This is a genomic window from Streptomyces sp. NBC_00390, assembly GCF_036057275.1.
Taxonomy (GTDB): Bacteria; Actinomycetota; Actinomycetes; order Streptomycetales; family Streptomycetaceae; genus Streptomyces.
In genome coordinates, this window is the sequence record NZ_CP107945.1 from 1,642,717 (window position 1) to 1,665,753 (window position 23,037).

Annotated in this window: 16 protein-coding genes and 1 pseudogene; 8 read left to right on the forward strand and 9 right to left on the reverse strand. The window is 70.5% G+C overall.

Annotated elements, in window-relative coordinates:
- Positions 1-27: 27 nt before the first annotated feature.
- A complete protein-coding gene (locus tag OHS70_RS07135; RefSeq protein ID WP_328394808.1) occupies positions 28-471 on the reverse strand; it encodes an ATP-binding protein in 444 nt (147 codons plus the stop codon).
- 107 nt (positions 472-578) lie between these two features.
- On the opposite strand from OHS70_RS07135, the gene OHS70_RS07140 reads away from it, so the two are divergent.
- Complete coding sequence (locus tag OHS70_RS07140) at positions 579-3,680, forward strand: alpha-mannosidase (RefSeq protein WP_328394810.1); 3,102 nt, start codon at positions 579-581, stop codon at positions 3,678-3,680.
- A 51-nt stretch (positions 3,681-3,731) separates the two neighbouring features.
- Here OHS70_RS07140 and OHS70_RS07145 read toward each other — a convergent pair whose 3' ends face one another.
- The 3 genes from OHS70_RS07145 to OHS70_RS07155 form a co-directional block, all read right to left on the reverse strand.
- Complete coding sequence (locus tag OHS70_RS07145; protein ID WP_328394812.1) at positions 3,732-5,474, reverse strand: pyruvate dehydrogenase; 1,743 nt, start codon at positions 5,472-5,474, stop codon at positions 3,732-3,734.
- A gap of 63 nt (positions 5,475-5,537) precedes the next feature.
- On the reverse strand, positions 5,538-7,316 hold the full coding sequence (locus OHS70_RS07150; protein ID WP_328394814.1) for a protein phosphatase 2C domain-containing protein: 1,779 nt from the start codon (positions 7,314-7,316) through the stop codon (positions 5,538-5,540).
- Between the two features lie 133 nt (positions 7,317-7,449).
- On the reverse strand, positions 7,450-11,196 hold the full coding sequence (locus tag OHS70_RS07155) for a S8 family serine peptidase (protein ID WP_328394816.1): 3,747 nt from the start codon (positions 11,194-11,196) through the stop codon (positions 7,450-7,452).
- A 185-nt stretch (positions 11,197-11,381) separates the two neighbouring features.
- Here OHS70_RS07155 and OHS70_RS07160 point away from each other — a divergent pair, with 185 nt between their 5' ends.
- The 3 genes from OHS70_RS07160 to OHS70_RS07170 all read left to right on the forward strand — a co-directional run bounded on the left by OHS70_RS07160 (position 11,382) and on the right by OHS70_RS07170 (position 13,435).
- Positions 11,382-12,380, forward strand: coding sequence for a helix-turn-helix domain-containing protein (locus tag OHS70_RS07160; protein ID WP_328394818.1), 999 nt, complete (start codon positions 11,382-11,384; stop codon positions 12,378-12,380).
- A 52-nt stretch (positions 12,381-12,432) separates the two neighbouring features.
- Entirely contained in the window at positions 12,433-12,915 is a 483-nt protein-coding gene (locus OHS70_RS07165) for a DUF456 domain-containing protein (protein ID WP_328394820.1), read from the forward strand.
- 154 nt (positions 12,916-13,069) lie between these two features.
- Positions 13,070-13,435, forward strand: a complete 366-nt coding sequence (locus tag OHS70_RS07170) for a PPOX class F420-dependent oxidoreductase (protein ID WP_328394822.1) — start codon at positions 13,070-13,072, stop codon at positions 13,433-13,435.
- 58 nt (positions 13,436-13,493) lie between these two features.
- Here OHS70_RS07170 and rsgA read toward each other — a convergent pair whose 3' ends face one another.
- A complete protein-coding gene (gene rsgA / locus OHS70_RS07175) occupies positions 13,494-14,657 on the reverse strand; it encodes a ribosome small subunit-dependent GTPase A (RefSeq protein WP_328394824.1) in 1,164 nt (387 codons plus the stop codon).
- Between the two features lie 367 nt (positions 14,658-15,024).
- Here rsgA and OHS70_RS07180 point away from each other — a divergent pair.
- Both OHS70_RS07180 and OHS70_RS07185 read left to right on the forward strand, forming a co-directional pair.
- A pseudogene (locus tag OHS70_RS07180) lies at positions 15,025-15,270 on the forward strand (response regulator); the annotation flags it as partial.
- 13 nt (positions 15,271-15,283) lie between these two features.
- Positions 15,284-15,799, forward strand: a complete 516-nt coding sequence (locus tag OHS70_RS07185) for a hypothetical protein (RefSeq protein ID WP_328406193.1) — start codon at positions 15,284-15,286, stop codon at positions 15,797-15,799.
- Between the two features lie 85 nt (positions 15,800-15,884).
- Here OHS70_RS07185 and OHS70_RS07190 read toward each other — a convergent pair whose 3' ends face one another.
- The 3 genes from OHS70_RS07190 to OHS70_RS07200 all read right to left on the reverse strand — a co-directional run bounded on the left by OHS70_RS07190 (position 15,885) and on the right by OHS70_RS07200 (position 18,270).
- Positions 15,885-16,808 carry an RNA polymerase sigma-70 factor gene (locus OHS70_RS07190; RefSeq protein WP_328394826.1) on the reverse strand — a complete coding sequence of 308 codons (924 nt, stop codon included), beginning with the start codon at positions 16,806-16,808 and terminating at the stop codon, positions 15,885-15,887.
- A gap of 152 nt (positions 16,809-16,960) precedes the next feature.
- Positions 16,961-17,434: a carboxymuconolactone decarboxylase family protein gene (locus OHS70_RS07195; protein WP_328394828.1), complete on the reverse strand. Its 474-nt coding sequence runs from the start codon at positions 17,432-17,434 to the stop codon at positions 16,961-16,963.
- 362 nt (positions 17,435-17,796) lie between these two features.
- Positions 17,797-18,270: a lamin tail domain-containing protein gene (locus tag OHS70_RS07200; RefSeq protein ID WP_328394830.1), complete on the reverse strand. Its 474-nt coding sequence runs from the start codon at positions 18,268-18,270 to the stop codon at positions 17,797-17,799.
- A gap of 718 nt (positions 18,271-18,988) precedes the next feature.
- On the opposite strand from OHS70_RS07200, the gene OHS70_RS07205 reads away from it, so the two are divergent.
- A complete protein-coding gene (locus OHS70_RS07205) occupies positions 18,989-19,549 on the forward strand; it encodes a hemerythrin domain-containing protein (protein WP_328394832.1) in 561 nt (186 codons plus the stop codon).
- A 385-nt stretch (positions 19,550-19,934) separates the two neighbouring features.
- On the opposite strand, the gene OHS70_RS07210 is transcribed toward OHS70_RS07205, so the two are convergent.
- Positions 19,935-20,906: an SAM-dependent methyltransferase gene (locus OHS70_RS07210; RefSeq protein WP_328394834.1), complete on the reverse strand. Its 972-nt coding sequence runs from the start codon at positions 20,904-20,906 to the stop codon at positions 19,935-19,937.
- 315 nt (positions 20,907-21,221) lie between these two features.
- On the opposite strand from OHS70_RS07210, the gene OHS70_RS07215 reads away from it, so the two are divergent.
- On the forward strand, positions 21,222-22,823 hold the full coding sequence (locus OHS70_RS07215) for an extracellular catalytic domain type 2 short-chain-length polyhydroxyalkanoate depolymerase (protein ID WP_328394836.1): 1,602 nt from the start codon (positions 21,222-21,224) through the stop codon (positions 22,821-22,823).
- Positions 22,824-23,037 lie beyond the last annotated feature (214 nt).

Here is a 23,037-nt window from a genome sequence, read left to right on the forward strand (position 1 = left end):
ACTGCCGAGAGGGCCGGCCCGAGACTCTCAGGCCGGCCCTCCGTGCAGCTCGAACCAGATCACTTTCCCCACACCATGGGTGGTGCGGACACCCCAGGCGTCCGCGAGACTCTCCACGAGGACCAGCCCCCTGCCGTGCGTACCGAGGTCGGCGGGCGGCAGGTGCGGCGGCACCGGGAGTCCGGACATGAAGTCCCGTACCTCCACATGAAGGGTGTCGGCGGCGACGGTGGCGGTGAACACCGCGCCCTGGTCGGTATGGATCAGCGCATTGGTCACCAGCTCGCTCGCCAGCAGCTCCGCGACATCCGCCACATCCGACAGGGCGGCGTCGGTCTCGGGCTCCGCCGGATGTCGTACCAGCAGGTCGCGTAATGCATGTCGGACTTCGGGTACAGCAGTGAGATCCCCGTTTCCCAGTCTGCGGTGCAGCCGGCCGTGCGATCCCCCGCGTCCCTGACGCTCAGTCATTTTCCCCCACTTACACGTCGGAACGAGTTGTTGCTTCGTTTGCGTTCAGGGGGATGCATGCCCCGAGCGGGGAACACCACTCATGGGATCCGCCGAGAGGAATCGTGATGCATGACGACCGCATGCTGGTGGAAGGACGCCTGGAACGCGCCCTGCGCCAGTTCATCCGCCCGGCGCAATATGCGGCGCGGACCCCGCTCACCGTCGCTGTGTGGCACGCTCCCGGCGAGCCGGTACCCGTCGCCGAAGCGCTGAAAGGTTCGTACGAGCCGTTCGCGACCGGCACCGAATGGGGCGCCCCGTGGTCCACCAGCTGGTTCCGCCTGGAGGGGACGGTGCCGCAGGAGTGGGCGGGCCGGCGGGTGGAGGCGGTCATCGACCCCGGCTTCACCGGTGACGGCCCCGGATTCCAGGCCGAGGGACTGGTGTACGACGCCTCAGGGGTCCCTCTCAAGGGCATCCATCCTCGCAACCGGCACATCCCCCTCTCGGCGCCCGCTGCAGGCAGCGAGCAGGTGCGCCTGCTGCTCGAGGCCGCGGCGAACCCGACCGTCCTGCGCGACTTCGAACCCACCCGTCTCGGTGACGTGCTGACTGCGGGCGACCGGCCGCTGTACCGGTTCGCGTCCGCGGATCTCGCCGTCCTGGACGAAGGCGTGTGGCATCTGGTCCTGGACATCGAGGTGCTCTCGGAGCTGATGCGGGAGCTGCCCACGGACCGGTCGCGGCGGCACGAGATCCTGCGGGCCCTCGAGAGCATGCTGGACGTCCTCGATCTGCACGATGTGGCGGGCACGGCGGCCGCGGCCCGCGCCGAGCTGGCCGGGACGCTGGCGCGGCCGGCCGTACCCAGTGCCCATCGCATCTCGGCGACAGGGCACGCGCACATCGACTCGGCCTGGCTGTGGCCGCTGCGTGAGACGGTCCGGAAGGCCTCGCGGACCTTTGCGAACGTCACCGCGCTCGCCGCGGACTACCCCGAGCTGGTCTTCGCCTGTTCACAGGCGCAGCAGTACGCGTGGGTCAAGGAGCATCAGCCGCACATCTGGGAACGCATCAAGAAAGCGGTGCAGGACGGAAACTGGGCTCCGGTGGGCTCCATGTGGGTGGAGTCCGACGCCAATATGCCCGGCGGTGAGGCACTGGCCCGGCAGATCGTGCACGGCAAGCGCTTCTTCGCTCAGGAGCTGGGCGTCGACACGGAGGAGATCTGGCTGCCCGACTCCTTCGGCTATACCGCTGCCTTTCCGCAACTGGCCAGGCTGGCGGGGGTGAAATGGTTTCTGACGCAGAAGCTCTCCTGGAACCAGTTCAACAGGATGCCGCACCACACCTTCTGGTGGGAGGGCATCGACGGGACGCGGGTCTTCACGCATTTCCCGCCCGTGGACACGTACAACTCGCAGCTCCACGGCGCCGAACTCGCGCACGCGGAGCGCAATTTCGCCGACAAGGGCCGGGCAACGCGGTCCCTGGTGCCGTTCGGCTGGGGCGACGGCGGCGGGGGGCCGACCCGGGAGATGCTGGAGAAGGCCCGCAGGCTGCGGGACCTGGAAGGCTCTCCCCGCGTCACGATCGAGAGACCGCCGGCGTTCTTCGCGGCGGCCGAGGCGGAGTACGGGACGGCGGCTCCGGTCTGGTCCGGCGAGCTGTATCTGGAGCTGCACCGGGCGACCTACACCACACAGGCCAAGACCAAGCAGGGCAACCGGCGCAGTGAACACCTTCTGCGTGAGGCCGAGTTGTGGGCCACGGCGGCCGCGCTGAGCGTGCCGGGGTACGCCTACCCGTACGACGCCCTGGACCGGATCTGGAAGACGGTGCTGCTGCACCAGTTCCATGACATCCTGCCGGGCTCGTCGATCGCCTGGGTGCACCGCGAGGCGCGGGACACGTACGAGGCGGTGCGCACGGATCTGGAGGAGCTGATCGCGGGGGCGCTGGCGGCGCTCGGCGACGGCGGTGATGCGGCACCGACGGCGCTGAACGCGGCTCCGAGCGTCCGCCGGGAGCCGGTGGTGTTCGACGTGGACCAGGTGCCGGGCGATGTCGTGACCCAGGCGCTGCGCGACGGGCGGGTGCTCGCGCCCGTCGTCGCACCCGCCCATGGCCCCGGCTCCTTCGGCGACTTCCCGCAGCAGCCGGTGACCGCGGTCGCCGACCCAGGGGCAGGCACGATCACGCTGGAGAACCACTGGATCACGGCGGTCGTCGACGGCGACGGGCTGCTGTCGTCGGTGCGTGTGTCCGGACGCGAGGTACTGATTCCCGGCAGCCGCGGCAATCTCCTCCAGCTGCACCCCGACCACCCGAACCAGTGGGACGCCTGGGACATCGACCGGCACTACCGCCGCAGCCACACCGACCTGACCGCCGCCGACTCGGTCGAACTCGTCGAGGAGGGGCCGCACCGGGCAGCAGTGCGCGTCGTGCGGACCTTCGGCAGATCGCGGATCACCCAGGAGGTCCGGCTCGAGTCGTACGCACAGCGCATCGCAGTCGCCACCGAGGTCGACTGGCAGGAATCCGAGAAGGTGCTCAAGGCCGCCTTCCCGCTCGACATCCATGCCGAACGGTCCACCGCCGAGATCCAGTTCGGCCATGTGCACCGGCCGACCCACGAGAACACCGGCTGGGACGCCGCCCGGTTCGAGATCTGCGCCCACCGCTGGCTCCGCGTCGCGGAGTCCGACTTCGGGGTCGCGGTGCTCAACGACTCGACCTACGGCCACGATGTGACCCGGACCCCGCACGAAGCAGGGCTCGGCACGACCGTACGGCTCACGCTTCTGCGCGCCCCGCACAGCCCGGACCCGGAGACGGATCTGGGCACCCACCGCTTCACCTACGCGCTGCTGCCCGGCAGTACCGTCACCGAGGCGGTACGAGGCGGCCTCGAACTCAATCTGCCGCTGCGCGTGGCCTCGGTGCCGCAGGCCACGTCGCTGGTGCAGGTCGACGGCAACGCGCACGTCATCGTCGAGTCGGTCAAGCTCGCCGAGGACCGCAGCGGAGATGTCGTCGTCCGGCTGTACGAGTCGGGCGGCGGGCGCGCCGCCTGCACACTACGGACGGGATTCCCCGTCCTGCGGGCGCAGGTCGTCGATCTGCTGGAACGGCCGCTGGAGAACGCCGAGTCCGGCGAGGAAGGGCTTGCGCTGCGGCTGCGGCCGTTCCAGATCCTGACACTGCGCCTGACACCCGCTTGAGCGTGCCTGCCCAGGCCCTGACCCGCACCGCACCGCACCGCACCGCACCGGTCAGGGCTTCGGCACGTTGCGCAGGTTGGACCTGGCCATCTGGACCATCCTGCCCACCCCGCCGTCCAGCACGATCTTGCTGGCGGAGAGGGCGAAGCCGGTCACCATCTCGGCCCTGATCTTCGGCGGGATGGACAGCGCGTTCGGGTCGGTGACCACATCCACCAGCGCCGGGCCCTTGTGCCTGAAGGCCTCCTTGAGCGCGCCCGCGAGCTGCTTGGGCTTCTCCACGCGTACGCCGAACGCTCCGGCGGCTCGTGCAACGGCCGCGAAGTCCGTGTCGTGGTTGGCGGTCCCGTACGGCGGCAGGCCCGCGACGAGCATCTCCAGCTCGACCATGCTCAGCGACGAGTTGTTGAACAGCACGATCTTCACCGGCAGGTCGTACTGGACGAGCGTGAGGAAGTCGCCCATCAGCATGCTGAAGCCGCCGTCGCCGGACATGGAGACGACCTGGCGGCCTCGGTCGATGAACTGTGCGCCGATGGCCTGCGGCAGGGCGTTCGCCATCGAGCCGTGGCTGAAGGAGCCGACGATCCGACGGCGGCCGTTCGGTGTGAGGTAGCGGGCCGCCCAGACGTTGTTCATCCCGGTGTCGACGGTGAACACCGCGTCCTCGTCGGCGAGTTCGTCCAGGACCGAGGCGACGTACTCGGGGTGGACGGGGACGTGCTTCTCCACCTTGCGGGTGTAGGCCCTGATCACGCCCTCGAGCGCGTCTGCGTGCTTCTTCAGCATCTTGTCGAGGAAACGCCGGTCGGCCTTGGCGCGCACACGCGGGATGAGGCAGCGCAGCGTCTCGCGTACATCGCCCCAGACCGCGAGATCCAGTTTGGAGCGGCGCCCGAGGTGCTCGGGCCGGACATCGACCTGGGCGATCTTGGCATCGTCTGGGAGGAAGGCGTTGTACGGGAAGTCCGTGCCCAGCAGGATCAGCAGGTCGCACTGGTTGGTGGCCTCGTAGGCGGCGCCGTAGCCGAGCAGGCCGCTCATGCCGACATCGTAGGGATTGGAGTACTGGATCCACTCCTTGCCGCGGAGCGCATGTCCGACGGGTGACTTGATGCGCTCCGCGAACTGCATGACCTCGGCATGCGCGCCGGCCGTGCCACTGCCGCAGAACAGGGTGACGCGGTCGGCCTCGTCGATCATGCCGACGAGTCTGTCGATCTCCGCGTCACCCGGACGGACGGTGGGACGGGTGGTCACCAGGGCGTGCTCGATCGACTTCTCGGGGGCGGGCCGGGAGGCGATGTCGCCGGGCAGCGAGACCACGCTGACGCCGCCCCGGCCGATCGCGTGCTGGATCGCGGTCTGGAGCAGGCGGGGCATCTGGCTCGGGTGGGAGATCAGCTCGCTGTAGTGGCTGCACTCACGGAACAGCTGGTCCGGGTGGGTCTCCTGGAAGTAGCCGAGGCCGATCTCGGAGGAGGGGATGTGGGAGGCGAGGGCGAGTACGGGCGCCATGGAACGGTGGGCGTCGTACAGGCCGTTGATCAGGTGGAGATTGCCCGGCCCGCAGGAGCCGGCACAGGCGGCGAGCTTCCCGGTGAGCTGGGCCTCGGCGCCGGCCGCGAAGGCGGCGGCCTCCTCGTGGCGGACGTGGATCCAGTCGATGGCGGGGTTGCGGCGGACGGCGTCGACGACGGGGTTGAGGCTGTCGCCGACGACTCCGTACAGACGCTCGACCCCCGCGCGGACGAGGATGTCGACGAACTGCTCCGCAACATTCTGTTTGGCCATGGGAGGCGCACCCTTCTGCCGGCTTCGGCGGCCTGAAGGTCCATCAACCCATGGCCGGAGCCTCTACGCCTCCCAGACGGCCACCGCCGTACGGTCGTCGGCGTACCCCTTCACTCTCAGCTGTGTGTCGGCGAGGAATGCCGCCATCCCCGGCGCCTCGGGGCTTCGCCAGCGTGCGGCGAGCTCCTTCGCGAGGGCGGGCTCGCCCCGGATGGGGTCGGCAAGGCCGGTGCTGCACAGCAGGAGCGTGTCACCCGGACGGGCCACTGAGGCCCGGAAACGGAACGGCTCGGCGGGCGGCGGGGGCGGCGTCTCGACGTACGGCGACGGGGGTGTGGGGATGCCCAGGTCCATCGTGAGCCGGTCCCCCTCCGGACTCTCTGACGGGGCGTCGCCCGCGGGTGCGGAGCCGTAGCCGACCACAGGGGCGCCGGTGACGGCGTCGGGCTCGGGGATCAGGGGCTCTATGTCCTGCCAGGCGCCGTCGCGGAGGCGGAACAGCCCGCCGCCGCCGACGCCGAAGAAGACGCGGGTGCGGCAGTCGGGGTCGGCGGACAGCAGGAGGCAGCGGAGGCTCACGGTGTACTCCTCCGGCTCCACCTCCATCTCGGCGGCGCGGGCGCGGAGCTTGCCGTAGCTGCGGTCCACCAGGCGGTGCAGCCCCGACTTGAGGTTGCCCCGGCGGCCGGCCCTGATGTCCTCGACGAGCCGGGCGTGACTGCGGCCGACGGCCCCGCCGATCCAGCGGCAGGCGTCGGACGCAGCGAGATGGGCGCCCTCGGCGGCCCGTGCCCCGGCGGCGACGACGACGAGGACGAGCCCGTCCGGCCCGTCGCCGAAGCGGGCGGTGAGCAGGGCCTCGCGGCGGGGCTCGCCCCGGAAGCGTGCCGAGTCCCCCCGGACGGATGCGGCCCGCAGCGTGTACGACCCGTACCGGGCCCCGTCGAGCACAGTGTCGGCAACAAGCTCGCCCAGAGCGTCCGGCTGGGCGGCCGGCAGCGCGGCGGGCTCGGAATCGTAGGTGGGCGGCCCTCCTCCGACCACCCCGGCGACAGGCCGCAGCGGGGTCTCGGGCCCCGCCGAGCGCGGGTCGGCCACGGGGTCGGGCTCGGCCCGCGTCTGCGCGGGTACGTACACCCGCCCGGGCGGGGGTGGTGACGTGTCGCCCGGCTCGGACGGCTGCGCGGACGATGCGGACGCCTCGTCAGGCAGGTCGCCCCACCCCGGCGGTGCCGCCTCGGCGCGCACGCCGTCCGGCCGTCCGGAGTGCCCCTGCCGGTCGGGCCCGGCCGGGCCGGGGGTGCCGGGCGGCCGCGCGGGCGGAACAGCGGGCTGCCGGGCGGACGGGGCGTCACCCGTGGCGCCCGGCGGAGACGGCGGACGCCCGCCTGGATCGCTCGTGCCGTGCGGCATGCCGGTCACGGGGGGTGACTCCCACCAGGCCGGCCGACTGCCCGAACCGCCTGCGGGCCGCTCGGCGGACGGCCCGTCACCTGCGGCTCCCGGTCCGCCGGGCCGCGGCACCGTCGGCCGGTCCGCCGCCCCGGCCGACCCGGTCGGACGCGGAACGGACGGCGGATCGTCCGACGCGCCGGACGGGTGCGGCACCTGTGTCCCCGCGCGCCCGGACGTGTCCGGGGCAAGCACTTCCCACCACGAGGCGGGCCGTGGCGGCGGAGGTGGGGGCGGGCCCCCTGGGGACACCGTGCCGGCCGCGGAGTCGAAGCGGTCGTCGAGTGTGTCGTCGGACGACCGCGCCGGGCCCGTGTCCGGGGCCGGACCGTCGTACAGCCGCGCCCACCAGTCGTCCTCGGCGGGCGGCCTCTCCCCCTGCTCGCTCATGCCCCTATTGTCCACCGCAGGGGGCATCCGAAAACTGGGCATCCGGAAAAAGACATGTGTGCCAAGAGGTCCGCCGGGCGGCCCAACCCCCCACGGGAAGGCAGCCCGGCGGACCGGAATCGTGGTCAGCGGCTCACCGCACCGCGTAAGCGTCGACCACGAGCTGGGTGACGGAGTTGCCGCGCGCGTCCGTCAGTTCGGTCTTGAGGGTGACCGGCCTGCCCGCCGCGTCCGCGTGGTTCACGGTCGCGGTCCAGGCGTCGTCGCCCTGCCGATGCGTGACCGCTTCGGTCCACGTCTCGCCGCCGTCGTACGAGTACGACACCTTCGCGGCGGTCAGGGCAGCGGCCTCGTAGCCCGCGTGCCCGCTCGCGCTCAGGGCGATCCGCTGACCGTCCTTCGCCGCGACGGTCTTCAGGCCGTCCTCGGGCAGGCGGTACGCGGGGAAGAGCAGCGGGAGGCCCTGCGAGTACACGTTCTCGTCGAGCTTCGAGCGGAACGTCCAGGCCGTCTGCACCTGGGTGGAGCGCTTCCAGACAGCGGCCGGCTGGCCGACCTTCATGGTGGTCTGTGTCAGCTCGTACTCGGCCTCCTCCGCCGGGACCTCGAAGACCCCGAACGGGTAAGGGCTGGTGCCGATCTCCTCACCGTTGCGCGTGAGGCGCAGGTTGCCGATGTCGCCGAACGACCCGGCCATGCCCGCGTGGTCGCTGTCGCCCCAGAACGCGGTGGCGGCGCCGATGAGGTTGCCCTGCCGTTCGGCGGCCAGCGCCTGCTTGCCCGAGGCATCGCGGGGTGCGACGGGCGTGATGACGCCGCCGTACCAGGTCTCCTCACCGACCTCGCCGGCCCGGTGGGTACGCGCCGGGTCGATCATGAACTCGCCCCAGGGGAAGCTGGACGAGACATAGTGGCCGAAGCTCGTGTCCCCGGCCGTGTAGTACTCGGTGCGGGTGCCGGGCGCGGGAACGAGGTCGGCGATGCCGAGCGAGACGCCGGTACCGGTCGGCCGGTAGGCGACGACGCTGTCGATGTAGTCGGTCTTCACTCCCATCGCGTGGTAAGTGGCCTCGTTCCGGCCGAGCTTGTCGTCGTGCACCCGGTAGGTGCGGTGGGAGGTGACCGGGCCGTCCTCGGTGAAGCCCAGGTTGTAGACGAACGGGCTCTTGGCGGTGGCCTTCCAGCGCAGGGTGACCGGGCCGGCCGCGAGACGTTCGAGCAGGGACGCTGCCTCGGCGGCCTCGATGCCGAGCACCGGGTGTGGTGCCGATCCGAAGCCGGTGGCCGGCAGCCAGCGGCCGGGGGCGGTGCGGTGGACGATGACGGCGAGGGCGCCGGCGGCCTTGGCGTTGCGTGCCACGGTGGTCGCCACGCTGCTCTCGTCAGGCAGCCGGACCAGGGCGAACCTGCCCTTGACACCTGCCTCTTCGAGTTCGGCCGGACTGCCGCCTCCCGCGTCCACGACCTCGGCCTCGCCGGTGCCGTCGAGGTTCACGGAACCCGCGCTCGCGGCCAGCGGGTGGAGTTCGCCGCCCGGGAAGGCCGAGAGCCTCTCGATCAGCGGCGCGTAGGCGCGCCAGTAGCTGCCGAACTCGAACTCGCCGTCGCGGGCGCGGCCTTGGACGTCCGCGTAGAAGCCGGTGGCCAGACGCGAGCCGGTGATGGATCCGGCGTGCAGCCAGGTGTCGTCCCAGCTGCGGGCGAAGGCGAGCGTGGTCGTGCGGGTCTCGGACGTGCGGTCGGTGTCGATGCTCAGGCGGTGCGCCTTGCGCGCGTCGAGTACCACCGTGGTGTCCTTCGTCAGCTCGAACTGGGGACGCCCCAGATAGCTGACGGTGCCGTCGGGCGAGGTGATGAAGGAGGACACGAGGTACGATCCGGGCCGCAGCGTGTAGACCTGGTCCGCCGCGCCGCTGTTGAAACGGCGCTCGCCGCTCGCCATGTCGGTGCTCACGACATCCAGCGAGGACGAGCCTGCCGCCGGGTCGCCGCCGCGGTCGAGAAGCTTGACGCGCAGGGTGACGGTCTCGGGCTGCACGTACAGCGAGAACGGGGTGGAGACGCTGACGCCGCCGCGCGCGGTGGCGACGACGCGGCCGGTGACATCGCCGTACTGGGCGCGCTCGATGCGGGCCGACGGGTCCAGGGTCAGCGGGACCTTGACGGTCGCCCCTGCCGGGACGGTGACGGAGCCGTCGCCGAGGCGGGCGACGGCGGAGCGGACGCGGGAGCCGTCGTTGCCGGTGACCGAGCGGACGGCGAGGTCGAGCGTGACGGGCTTGTCGCCGCTGTTCGTGTACGGGATCTCGACACTGATGCGGTCGCTGCTGTCCTGCGGCCAGTTGAACGTGCCGCCCTGGACGGCGGGGGCGCCGGTCACGGTGGCATCGACGGCTGCTTTTACGTCCAGCCGTCCGGCGCCGGTCTCGCGTACGTCGCCGGGGACGGAACTCCTGGCCGACGACACGAGCGCGGCCTTGATCTGCTGCCCGCTCCAGTCGGGGTGGCGCTGCTTGACGACGGCGGCGGCGCCCGCGACATGCGGGGCGGCCATCGAGGTGCCGGACATCGCCTGGTACGCGTACACGCCCCGGCCGCCCGCGGCGGCCGCCGAGATGGCGACGCCGGGCGCGGCGATCTCGGGCTTGAGGGTGTGCGAGGCACGGACCGGGCCGCGGCTGGAGAACCGCGCGGTGGAGTCGTCGCGGTCCGTGGCGCCGACGGTCAGGACGCTCGGGGCGCAGCCGGGCGAGGAGACAGTGTTCAGCGCCGGCCCGGAGTTGCCGGCCGAGACGACGAACAGCGTGCCCTCGGTCCGGGACAGTTGCTCGGCGGCGACGCTCATGGGGTCGGTGCAGTCGGTCGGTGCGGTGCTGCCGAGGCTCATGGAGACGACGTCGGCCTTCTGGTCGACGGCCCACTGCATACCGGCGATGATCCAGGACTCGGCTCCGCTGCCGTAGTCGTTGAGGACCTTGCCGCTGATCAGCTCCGCGCCCGGCGCGACGCCCTTCTTCTTCCCGTCGCTCGCCGCTCCGGAGCCCCCCACGGTGGAGATGGTGTGGGTGCCGTGGCCATGGCGGTCGGTGGTGCTGTCGGAGTCGGTGAAGTTCTCGGCCGCGGCGACGCGGCCCTTGAGGTCGGGGTGCTCGGCGTCCACTCCGGTGTCGAGGACGGCGACCTTGGTGCTCTTGCCGTCGAATCCGGCGGCCCAGGCGAGGTCGGCGCCGACCTGCTTGGTGGAACGCTCCAGTGTGGCCTCGACCTTGCGGTCCAGCCACAGTTTCTTCAGTCCGGCCGCCGACCGGGAGCGGGTGCCCGTGACATCGGCCCAGAAGTCGGCCGCCTGCTTCTTGTCGGTCATGAGCGCGACGCCGTTGACGGCGTCGAGGACAAGTCCCTTGTCGGCACCGCGCGGTGTGGCGGGCGCGGAGCGGGCGGCAGCCGCGGTGTAGGTCGCGATCAGCGGCAGGGAGGTGGCGTGCGCATCGTCGTAGCCCTGGCGGATCAGGCCGGTGACGTTGAACAGTTCTTCGTCGACGCGCCCGGAGGCGAGGGCGTCGACGGCCTGCTCGGGGTACACGTACAGGTCGTCGCCGGCACGGCGGGTCTGCACCGGCGCGGAGGTGCCGTCCTCACGCGGCAGCACGGCGGCCGACGGCGTACCGGAACGGTCGCGGCTGACGGCGACCCGGTCACCGGTGATCAGGGTGACCGTCGTCGGCTGCTCGCTGTGCCGGGTCGCGGCCTCGCTGCCGACCAATGGTCTTTTCCCGGTCGTGTCGTCGTGCGGCCCTGCGGCCACCGACGGCGCGACCGCCGTGACGGCCAGGACGGCGGCTGTCGCCGCCCCCAACGCCGTACGCGAAATCGGACGCATCGCTCTCCCCATCTGAATCCGGCCGGAAAAGGGCACAAGGGCCCTACGGCCGAAGGCTGTTGGTGCTGCGGTGGCGCCACCTTGGCAGAGGGGCGGGCGGTACAGGGATGATGTACGCGGCGGGTTTACGCCGTGGCCACTTTCCGCCACGACGGCCCATACATGCACGTCCGGGAGGGGTCACGGTGCTGGCAGCGATTGGGCTCGACGAGAAACAGGAGTCGGCGTACCGCGCGTTGGTCGCGCTGGGTGCGGCCGAGGTGGGCGATCTGGCGCACCGGCTGGCACTGCCGGAGCCGGACACGGAACGTGCCCTGCGCCGGCTGGAGCAGCACGGGCTCGCCGCGCAGTCGTCGGCGCGCACCGGGCGCTGGGTGGCCGCGCCTCCGGGCGTGGCGCTGGGTGCGCTGCTCAACCAGCAGCGGCACGAACTGGAGCAGGCGGAGCTGGCGGCGGCTCTGCTGGCGCAGGAGTACCGGGTGGAGTCGGACGAGCCCGCGGTGCACGACCTGGTGGAGGTGGTGACGGGGGCGAGCGCCGTCGCGCACCGCTTCGTGCAGTTGCAGCTGGGCGCGACGGAGGAGGTGTGCGCACTGGTGACCGGCAAGCCGATCGCCGTCACCGGCATGGACAACGAGGCGGAGGAGAAGGCGGCCACCCGCGGGGTCACGTACCGGGTCGTCATCGAGCGCGAGGTGCTGGCGCCGCCGGACGGCATCACCGAAGTGAGCGCGGCTCTGGGCCGGGACGAGCAGGTCCGGGTGGTGGACCGGGTGCCGACGAAGCTCGTCGTCGCCGACCGGGTGCTCGCGATGGTGCCCCTGAACCGCCGCGGCGCCGAACCCGCGGCCCTGGTCGTCCATGCGAGCGGGCTGCTGGAGTCGCTGACGGGGCTGTTCGAGTCGGTGTGGCGGGATGCCGTGCCGCTGCGCCTCGGCGGGCGCGGCGAAGTCAGCGAGCAGGACAGCACCGGGCCCGATGCCACGGATCTCGAGGTCCTGTCGCTGTTGCTCGCCGGGATGACGGACGCGGCCGTCGCCAAGCAGCTGGACCTGGGGCTGCGGACCGTGCAGCGCCGGGTGAAGGGGCTGATGGAGCTCACCGGAGTGTCGACCCGGCTGCAGCTCGGCTGGCATGCGTACGCGAAGGGCTGGGTGGCTCGCGACCTGCGGGAACGCCCCTGAATTGCGTGATTCGCGACCTGCGTGAACGCTTCTGATCCTGCACCCTTGGCAGATGGGCGTGTGGCAGCTGCTGATGGTGGGCGGGGTGATGCTGCTGGGTCTTCTAGGGGTGCTGGTCCCGGGTGTGCCGGGGCCCTGGCTGGTGTGGGCAGCGATGCTGTGGTGGTCGCTGCATGTGAAGACCGGTCTCGCCTGGGCGCTGCTGGTGGGCTCGACCGGCGTACTGCTGCTCACCCAGGTCGTGGTGTGGCTGCTGCCGCCACGCCGGCTGCGTGGTGTGGGCATCACCCGCCGGATGGCCGTATTCGCGGGCGCGGGCGCGCTGCTGGGCTTCTTCCTGGTGCCGGTGGTGGGGGCTGTACCGGGATTCATCGGGGGGATCTACGGCTCCGAGCGCATCCGTCTGGGCGGGCACGGCCCGGCGAAGGCGGCCACACAGGCGGTGATGCGGGCCGCCGGCACGAGTGTGCTGGTGGAGCTGTTCGCGTGCCTGCTGGTGGTGGGGGCGTGGATGGGCGCGGTGATGTGGGGCTGAGTCCCGAGGTCGAAGCCCGCCCGCCGAGCCTGGCCCGAACATCCTGAGCTGTGCATACGCCATGTCATGCTCGCCGGCCCGGTCGGAGGTCCTAGGCCGCGGCTCGGACCGTGAGCCGATGCGGAGGGCGGCGTACCCGTGTGAGGCTGCCTGTATGGCGGAATTCAGCGCAGCCGAGCGCACGTATCTCTCCTCCCAGCGACTGGGGCGGCTGGCGACGGTCGATCCGGGCGGCCAGCCACAGGCGAACCCGGTCGGATTCTTCCCGCAGCCGGACGGGACCATCCTGATCGGCGGCTACGCCCTCGCCTCGACGAAGAAATGGCGCAACCTCAAGGCCAACCCGAAGGTCGCCCTCGTGGTGGACGACATCCTGAGCGTCCGTCCGTGGAAGGTGCGCGGCGTCGAGATCCGCGGCGAGGCGGAGCTGCTGACGGGCCCGCACGACCTGGGCCCGCACTTCAGTGACGAGCTGATCCGTATCCACCCCGGGAAGATCTACAGCTGGGGTCTGGAGTGACCGGCTCCGTGTGCGGCCCGCACGGGGGTCGGGTCGCACACGGAGCCGGCCGGGGGTGTCAGCGGACGCGGCCGCGCTTGGCCTGCATGGAGGCACGGCCCTCGGCGCCCCGCAGTTTCCAGCCGCGCAGGACCTCTGCGCGCAGCCGGGCGTCCGTCTTGGCGACGATCCGCTGGTTCTCGCGCAGCAGCTTGCGGTAGCTGTCCAGACGGCGTTCCGGAAGGGAACCGTCCTGGATGGCCTCCAGGACTGCGCAGCCGGGCTCCGACTCATGGGCGCAGTCGTGGAAACGGCAGCCCTCGGCAAGCTCCTCGATCTCCGAGAAGACCTGGCCGACTCCGGCCTCCGCGTCCCACAGGCCGACGCCGCGCAGCCCCGGGGTGTCGATCAGCACACCGCCGCCGGGCAGCACGAGCAGATTGCGGGTCGTGGTCGTGTGCCGGCCCTTGCCGTCGACGTCGCGGGTGGCCTGAACGTCCATCACCTCCTCGCCCAACAGGGCGTTGGCGAGGGTGGACTTGCCGGCGCCGGAGGCCCCGAGCAGCACACTGGCGCCGTCGCAGAGCATCGCGCTGAGCACGTCGATGCCCTCTCCGGTCGTGGAGCTGACCGGCAGCACCTGCACTCCGGGCGCGGTCGTCTCCACGTCCTGGACGAGGTAGGACAGACCGGTGGCGTCCGGGACGAGATCGCACTTGGTGAGCACGACGAGCGGCCGGGCGCCGCTCGCCCAGGAACGTGCTGACGTGTGCAGCAGCGCATCACCGCTGGAGCTGGACATCGCGAGGGCGAGGAACCGCTCGATGCGCCCGAGGTCGAGTTCGACCGCGAGCGACACGCAGATGACGATGTGGTCGATGTTGGTGGCCAGCACCTGGCCCTCGGAACGCTTGGACGACGTCGACCGCACGAAGGCAGTGCGTCGCGGCAACAATGTCCGCACATACCGCGGATCGCCACCTTCAGGGTCGACAGCGACCCAGTCCCCCGTGCACACGACTTTCATCGGGTCACGGGGCACAACGAACTCGGTGTCGGCACGGACGATCCCTGCCGGGGTGACGACATCGCACTGACCACGGTCGACACGTACGACACGGCCAGGCAGCAGGCCCTGCTCCGCGTACGGGGCGAACTCGGCCTCCCAGCCCTCGTCCCAGCCGTACGGAGCGAGGGAATGCGAAGACGACGAGGACGAACCAATGAGAGAAGAGAAAGACAAGGGAGACCCTTCACAAGGGTGGCCCCGGCTCCGCGCTCGACGGCGCGGATGAAGAGAGAGGTCAGCCGGAGGCCACGAAGGTGGACTGGATGAACTTCCGGATGCGGGCAGCGCCCATCTCGACGACAGCCATCGGTCACACCTCCTGGTCTTGCTCAGCCGGCGGCGGCCAACTGGCCGCCAAGGGAACGAAGCAAACCTTAGCTTCAGGCTTCAGCCGGACGCCAACCCTTTCGTGCCCACCAGCGCGCCGGCTCCTCAGGCGCCGCGAAGGACCGTCACACGGCCTGCGGCACCGACTCATTGCACCGCTCACCGATGAAGCCGCACATCCCTGCCGAAATCCGGGCTCGCTACGATGTCCGGCGTGTGCGCAAACATCGTGGTCGCCGAAGACGACGCGAAGCAGGCCGAACTGGTGCGCCGCTATCTGGAGCACGAGGGACACACGGTGACGGTCGTCGAGGACGGCCGGACGGCTCTGGACGAGGTTCGGTGCGAGGAACCCGACCTGCTCGTTCTCGACGTGATGATGCCCCGCGCCAACGGCCTCGACGTGGTGCGGATTCTGCGCGCCGAGTGCCGGGAGGTGCCGGTGCTGATGCTGCCGGCAGGGCCGCAAGGGCGTGAAGCTGGACCTGGACCTGTCCTGGGACCGGGGATACGGGCAGAACGGCACGGGCGTCGGCCGGCCGGCCGTGCTCCCCGTGCCCGAGAGCGGCACCTCCGAGGAGACGGCGGGCGAGCAGCAAGCTGCCGCGGATGAAGCAGCCCCGGCAGGACCGGCCAAGGAGAAATCGGGTGCGCTCGGCGGGCTCGGCGAGCGTCCCCCCGAGGCCCGCAGCAGCGGGGACGACCGGGCCGTAGCCGCCTGCGTCGCCAGCGCCCGCCGCGAACAGCTGATCACCCATGTCGCCGCCCCCGCACTGCTGTTCATCGACGGCCCCGGCACCGTCAGCGCGCCCGGTTTCGATCTCTCACCGGCCAACAACGCACGCATCGCCGGGGTCAGTGGGCGGGCGCCGGCTCGGGCCCTGGGCCGCGGTGCCGGCGTCGGCACGGCGCGTGTGTTTTCGGAGTGCCCGTCAGCCGTTTGGCGAAGGCCGCCGGTTCACCATGCGACTGCGTCATGCAGATCCTGATCGGCACGGCGCGGCAACCGCAACACAACCCGGGGGCAGACGACCCCGCACCGGCGAACGAGCCGGCCTGGACCGCTTCTCGAGGTCAGTTCGGCTGCCGACGGGCCTGCTTCACTTCGCGGGCGATCGCCCAGGCGTCCGCTACCGGGCCCACATGCCCGAGCTTGTCGGGGTTGATCACCGAGCGGATCGTCTGGATCTGCCCGTCGAGTACATCGAGCGTCAGGGTCTGGAGCACCTTGCCGTCCCGGGCGTGGAGGATCGCGCCCGGCTGACCGTTGACCTCGCGCGGCTCGAACGTCACGCCGATCCGGCATATCCGGGGGAAGACGGAGGCAAGGAGCCGGGCCACGTTCCCGGCGCCGATGACGGTCCTGGCAAGCTGCGGGGCCTTGCCGCCGCCGTCTCCGACCAGCTGCACATCGGCGGCCAGCAGATCCTGGAGCCCGCCCACGTCGCCGTCCTTCAGCGCGTCGAAGAACCGCGTCGCCAACTCCTGGCGCTCCTGCCGGTCCGCTTCGAACCGCGGCCGCCCGGCCTCCATGTGCCGCCGCGCCCGAACCAGCAGCTGCCGGCACGCCGCCTCGGACCGCCCCACCGCCGCGGCGACGTCGTCGAACCCGAATCCGAACACCTCCCGCAGCACGAACACCGCCCGCTCCAGCGGGCTGAGCCGCTCCAGCAGCAACAGCGCCGCCATCGACACCGAGTCGGCCAGCTCCACCGACCGCGCCGGATCCTGATACGGATCACTCAGCAGAGGCTCGGGAAACCACGGGCCCACGTACTCCTCCCGCCGCACCCGCGCGGAGCGCAGCACATCGATCGAGATCCGCGTCACCGCGGCCGACAGAAAAGCCTTGGTCGACATCGGCCGGGTCGCCGAGCCGTCAAAGCGCAGCCACGTCTCCTGCACCGCATCCTCGGCCTCACCCACACTGCCCAGAATCCGATAGGCGATCGAAAACAGCAGCGGCCGCAGCTCCTCGAACTCCTCGACCTTGCTCACACCGACTCCCCTCCCCCTGACGCCCTCCCCTGCCGTACTCGCCGGCGCAGGCGTCTTCCGGTGATCATCCGGACCACCGGCGGCCAGAGTAGCGCCGCGAGTCCGGGGGCTCGGAGCCCGCAGCCGGGCTCCGAGCCGGTTACTGATGCCGTTCAGTGGAACTGCCCGGGCTCGTAGTCGCCGGCCGGCTGCTGGGCGATGATGTTCAGCCGGTTCGCCATGTTCATGAGGGAGACCAGGACCACCAGGGCAGTGAGCTGCTCCTCGTCGTAGTGCTTGGCGGCAGACGCCCACACCGCGTCGCTGACCCCACCGGCAGCATCCGCGACCCGGGTCCCCTCCTCCGCCACCTCCAGTGCGGCACGCTCGGCCTCGGTGAAGACCGTGGCCTCCCGCCACGCCGCCACCAGGTTCAGCCGCACCGATGTCTCGCCGGCCGCGGCGGCCTCTTTGGTGTGCATGTCGATGCAGGCGGCGCAGCCGTTGATCTGACTCACGCGAAGCGCCACCAGCTCCTGCGTGCCGGCAGGCAGAGGCGAGTCCTTGAGCGTCTTCCCTGCCGACATGAAGTACTTGAAGGCCTTGCCGGCGGTCGGGCTGGCGAAGTAGTTCAGTCGCGCGTCCATGGTGTGCTCCTCTGCGGTCGTCAGTGGCTACACCCCCTGAGACGGGGCGGCCCGACCCTCTGTGACATGGACGAATGTGACCTGCGTCTCCCCACCGTCGGCGCACGTCACCCGGCGACATACTCGACGTCCACGATCAGCACGGCGTCCTCGCGGAAGCGGCGCCTCGGCTGGAGCAGGAGCTCATGACCCTCGCTCACGCGCGGGCAGGACCAGGGTCTGTTGCGACGCGACGGGTGGCAATCAGGCCGGATGGGCGGTGGCACCCGTGTGCGCCGGACAGGTCGGGCCGCCCGGCGCACACGGCCCACGGCGGGCGGGCTGCCTGCCGTCGAGAGGCAGGCAGCCCGCTGCCGTCCGTGTCAGTGGTGGCGGTGTCCGCGGCCCCACGATTCGGTGTCGATCTTGTGACCGTGGTCGTCGCGCAGGGTCGCCTTGTCGGAGCGGTTGCCCCAGACGTAGTGACGGCGGTCCTGGTAGAGGTCGGTGCGGGTGTCGCGTCCGAAGCCGGTGTGGATACGGATGGTTGCGCGGCCGGCGAGTCGGACGTCGTCGAAGCGGTAGCGGTCGCCGTCGCGGTTGCGCAGGGTCCAGCCGTCGAGGTCCACCGGGCGGCGGGACTTGTTGGTGATCTCGACCCACTCGGCGTTCAGGGAGTGATTGGAGCCGTTGTCGCGCCCGGGGCTGTCGGCCTGTACGCGGCTGATCTCGACCCGCGGGTGCTGGCGGTGGCGGTCGTCGTCGTGGGCGGAGGCCGGCAGGGCGACGGCCGAGACGACGGCACCGGCCGCAAGAACGGTCGCGGCGATGCGACGGGCGGTCGAAGAAGCAGACATAGGTGATGTCCCCTCAAGAACAGTGCCCCACCGGCCGATACGGCTCGTGGTGGCAGTGCGGGTTCCCGGCCCGTTGTGGGCCGAGGACCCAAACTCTGAGCGGTCGACCGGGCCAGGCGAGGGCCGACCGAGACATGTTGCCGTTTACGGACATTTCCGTAACTGTCGCCTGCGTGGGGCACGTATCCGCGCCGGGCGTGGCCCTGACATTCACTGACCGCTACACCGACCCGTTGAACGATCAACAGCAAGCCCTTGCATGCTCCGGCGCACACCCGGTCGCGCCACCCGGCGCATCAGCCGAACGGCGGACACGATCTTGGTAACGGCCGTTCTGCACGTTTCTTCGCACATGTGGTGCGGGATCGCATGTGGAAGCGAGAAATGAAGCACCCCGCCGCGCGCGGGGCGCGCCCGGCACCCGGAGGTCCGGCTCGCAGCCTCACTCCTCCCGCGATCCCCTCCGTGCACATGCGGCAACGAGACTCACCCACCACCGAATGAAGCCGTTCCGGGCACGTAAGGAGGCATACGGCGGCGTGTCCCTCACCGCCTCAGCAGTGAGCCTGATCAGCTGGGGAAGTCTGTTTGGGTTCCGCGGACTTCCGGAGCGCAAGCCGACTCGAAGCACCTCATGAACGCAGTCCTGGCAACCAAGGGCGAACCAGCACACCACACGCACGACGCGTGCCAGCTCCCCGACAGAAAGCAGCCAATCATGGGTCATGGTGGAGACGTCATCAACGAGCTGACTGCGGATCACCGCGAGATCGACTCGCTTTTCACGAAGATCCAAGCTCTGCCGACCGGCGATCCACAGCGCCGGAAACTGGCCGACACACTGACGATGGAACTCGTCCGGCACGCGGTCGCCGAAGAAGAACACCTGTATCCGGCAGTGCGCCGCTACGTGGACGACGGGGACGACATCGCCGACAAGGAGATCTCCGAACACAGCGAGGTCGAGCGCATGCTCAAAGAACTGGAAGACCTCCAGCCCGATGACGGCCGCTTCGACACCCTCATGGCCGAGCTGAAGAGGTCGGTCACCGCGCACATGACCGGCGAAGAGAGCGAGCTGTTTCCCGTCCTGGCCGAGTCGTGCTCCGGCGAAAGACTTCAGCAGTTGGGTGAGTTCATCCGCCGCGCCAAGGAAACCGCTCCTACCCGTCCGCACCCCGCCGCCCCTGACACCCCGCCGCTCAACAAACTCCTCGCTCCGGGCCTCGGCATGGTCGACCGGGTCCGCGACGCCCTCACCGGCCGCGGGAAAGAGTGACCTTGACAACGGCGCCTGTGGGCCCTCGCGGCGCTCCGCCAGGGCCCCGTCCCGCACCGCTTCACATGCGTCGCGAGCTCTACGCGGCACCGACGCTCCAGGCTCTCTGACGAGTGGCGTTCCTTCGCGTCGTCACGAGCATCGCTGACTGCCCGGCTCAGCCGGCCGGATGAACACGACACGGCCGTCGGCGGCGTCCGCGAGCACCGGGGTCCTGCGACGCGGGTGCACAGCGGCGGCGCACCCTCTGGCCGGACCGGTGAGCAGTCTGCCGCCGCCCGCACATCCCGGACGTGAGCGGGTCAGCTGAGACCGCGTGCCTCCCTTTCCGGAGTCCGGCGGCCGCCGGTACCGCGGCCCCGGGTCGCCCCGCCCGCTTCTGCTGTCACGCCTTCTCGAAAACCATCCGCACGACACCGATGCGTCGTTCGCGGTGGAACCGCAGAGCGGTTCTCTGTTCCCTGATGAGGTCGGAGACCGCCTGCGCGCCGATGAGTTCGGCGCCGCGGGTCCGCTTGGCTTCCAGCCGTTCGAGCCAAGCCTGGATCGTGTACGCGCCGTCGTCCGGGTCGCGGCGGGCCTGGACGAGGGTGAACAGGCCTTGGCTGGCCTCGGTGATCTCGGCCCGGGTGGGCAGGAACATCTCCGGGAACACCTTGCGTGACGCGTGCAAGCCTTCGCGGATGTTGCCCGCACCGATGCGGGCCGCCTGCGGGAGGGAGTGCCGGTGGCCACGGTGTGCCCGGGCGTGTCCAGGGTCCTGGGCTGCCAGTTTCTGCGGCGGGAGCAGCAGGGCCGCGAGCCAGCCGCGGTCGTGCCAGGTGTTGGCCTGGATGGACAGACGTCCGGCCGGCCGCAGCCAGGAATGACAGCGTTCGAAGAACTCGCGATAGCGGGCGACGCGCTTGGCCCGCCACATGGTGTTGCCGGCGAAGTGTTCGATGGCCTCGATGGCGGTGATCGCGTCGTATCGGGCGTCGGGCCGGTGGTCGTACCAGTTCTCGACGCGCGCCTCGCATCCCGGCCAGTTCTGGCCCCGGACCCATGCGGCCTGACTCGGGCTCATGGTGATGCCCACGACGTGCTCGGCATGGTGGTTCTCCACAAGTCGGCGCATCAGGCTGCCCCACCCGCAGCCGATGTCGAGGACACGGCCGGCGGCATTCACAGCCTCGGCGTGGTAGTCGAGCTTGCGCAGCTGAGCCGACTCGAGGGTGTCGCCGTCTTCCCACATCGCGTACGAGTACACGAGCTCAGGGCCAAGCGCGAGACTGTAGAAGCTTCCAAGGAAGTCGTACTGACGGACGATCGCCTTGGTCGAAGTGCCCTTGTAGGAGCGTCTCCTGGCATTGCGCACGGTGCGTGACCGCCTATCCGTAGGGGCCGGAGTCCCAGATAACCCGATGCGGGCCACGTCACTGGTGACTGCGGCGGCGCCGCGCGGGCACTCGGCCCGAACGGCGGCCGACCTGCACGAGCCAAGGCCGCCCCACGTCCGGAGAGTCCCCGCCCGCCAGGCCTCTGCTCTGTGGAGCGAAGTCGCCATAGCCGGACTGCCTGTTTGTGGATGCGGAACCCATAGGAGCCCCCGTCACGCGGACCTAACCTCCCGGACATCACGGCGCCATGCGAGTGATGGCGCCACTGTGCGTCCGCGCCCCCTGGAGGGTCCATGAGATCGTCGCCCACATCTCGTTTCCGCCGGCTGACCACACTTGTGCTGCTCCTGGGCGCGACCCAGGTGCTGCCGCCCTCCACTCCCGCGGCCGCGGCGGCCCCCGCGCCTGTTGCCGGGGAGTTGAGAACCTACGCCGTGGACAAGGTCTACAGCGCGGGGATCTCGTCCGGTGGCTACATGGCGACCCAGCTCCACGTGGCCTACTCAGGCACGTTCAGCGGGTCCGCCGTCTTCGCCTCGGGGCCGTACTACTGCGCGCAGAACGACCTGAACAAGGCCCTGAACGCCTGTATGGAGGTCAGCCAGGACCTCCAGCTGAACATGCTGGAGCAGACGACCAGGAACTGGTCGGCACAAGGCAGGATCGACGATGTGGCGGGCCTGGCCGGCGACCCGGTCTACGCGTTCAGCGGCGCCGGCGACTCGACCGTCGAACGCCCCGTGGTCACCGCGCTGAAGGACCACTACGGCCGTCTCGGTGCCGATGTCCTCCACAACCAGAGCACATCCGCCGGCCATGCCTGGATCAGCCCGCTCGGGCCGAACGCCTGCACGGCCACCGCCACCCCCTTCATCAACAACTGCGGCGTCGACGCCGAGCGGGACTTCCTCGGGCATCTGCTGGGCTCGGTCAGCGCGCCGGCCAGTACGCCTGGGGGCACTCTGATCCAGTTCGACCAGAACAGGTACGCACCCGGCGGCGTTGCCAAGCCGATCTCCATGGACGACAAGGGCTTCGTCTATGTGCCCACGAACTGCGCGAACGGTGCCACCTGCAAGGTGGTCGTGACGCTGCACGGCTGCAAGCAGGGTTACTCGTACCAGGGCTTCGGCACCACGTTCATCGAGAAGGCCTACCTCAACGAGTACGCCGACACCAACAACCTGATCGTGCTCTATCCGCAGGCCATCGCGACCGCGACCCTGGACAACCCCAACGGCTGCTGGAACTGGTGGGGCTATCTCGGCGATCCCGACTACGCCCGGCACGGCGGCAAGCAGATCGAGACCGTCATGGGCATGGTCCGCGCGCTCGGCGGCGGTCCGAGCACGCAGCCTCCCAGCAGCCGGACGTTGCCGAGCGTCGACGCGGAGGACGGCTATGTGAAGGCGGCGGGCGACGGATCGGGTCCCTCGGTCGGCACCCTTGAGGGCACCTACGGCCTGGCCCTGGGGCAGGGCACCGACAGCAGGTCCAACCGGTCGGTCCTGTCGTTCGACACCTCAGCCGTCCCCGCAGGCAAGGCGATCACCCGTGCCTACGTGACCCTGACCAGGAGCAGCGGCTCCGGCGACCCGTGGTCGAGCCCGGCCGGCAACCGGCTCCTCCTCGACGTCCAGAGCGGCTGTCTCGGCGGCTGCACGGTCGAGACGACCGACTGGGCCGCGACGGCGACCGCGCACGGAGCGGCCGAGATCGGGGCGTTCACCTCGGGCAGCAAGGCCTCCACCGACCTGTCCCCGGCGGGGCTCTCGGCGATCAACCGCTCGGGCAGGACGCAGATCCGCCTGCGGTTCGAACAGAACCAGACCTCGCCCTCCTACCTGTTCGTCAACAAGGACACGCAGGCAACTCTGACCGTCGAGTACCAGTAGTCGGGTCGTCCCGCGAGGCTCGCCGTGCCCGGGCCGTCAACTCACGGGCGGAAGCGGCCCGTTACCTTTCACGAGGCGCTGGAAGGCGCCCTGTCGAAGGGGGTGGGTGACTCCTCCACTCCCTGAAGGGGGTGGCTTCTCGCTGCCGGGCCCCGCGCGCGTGCTGCGCCCTGCGGGGCACCGGAGCCACCAGGTGCCCGGCTCCGCGTGCCGG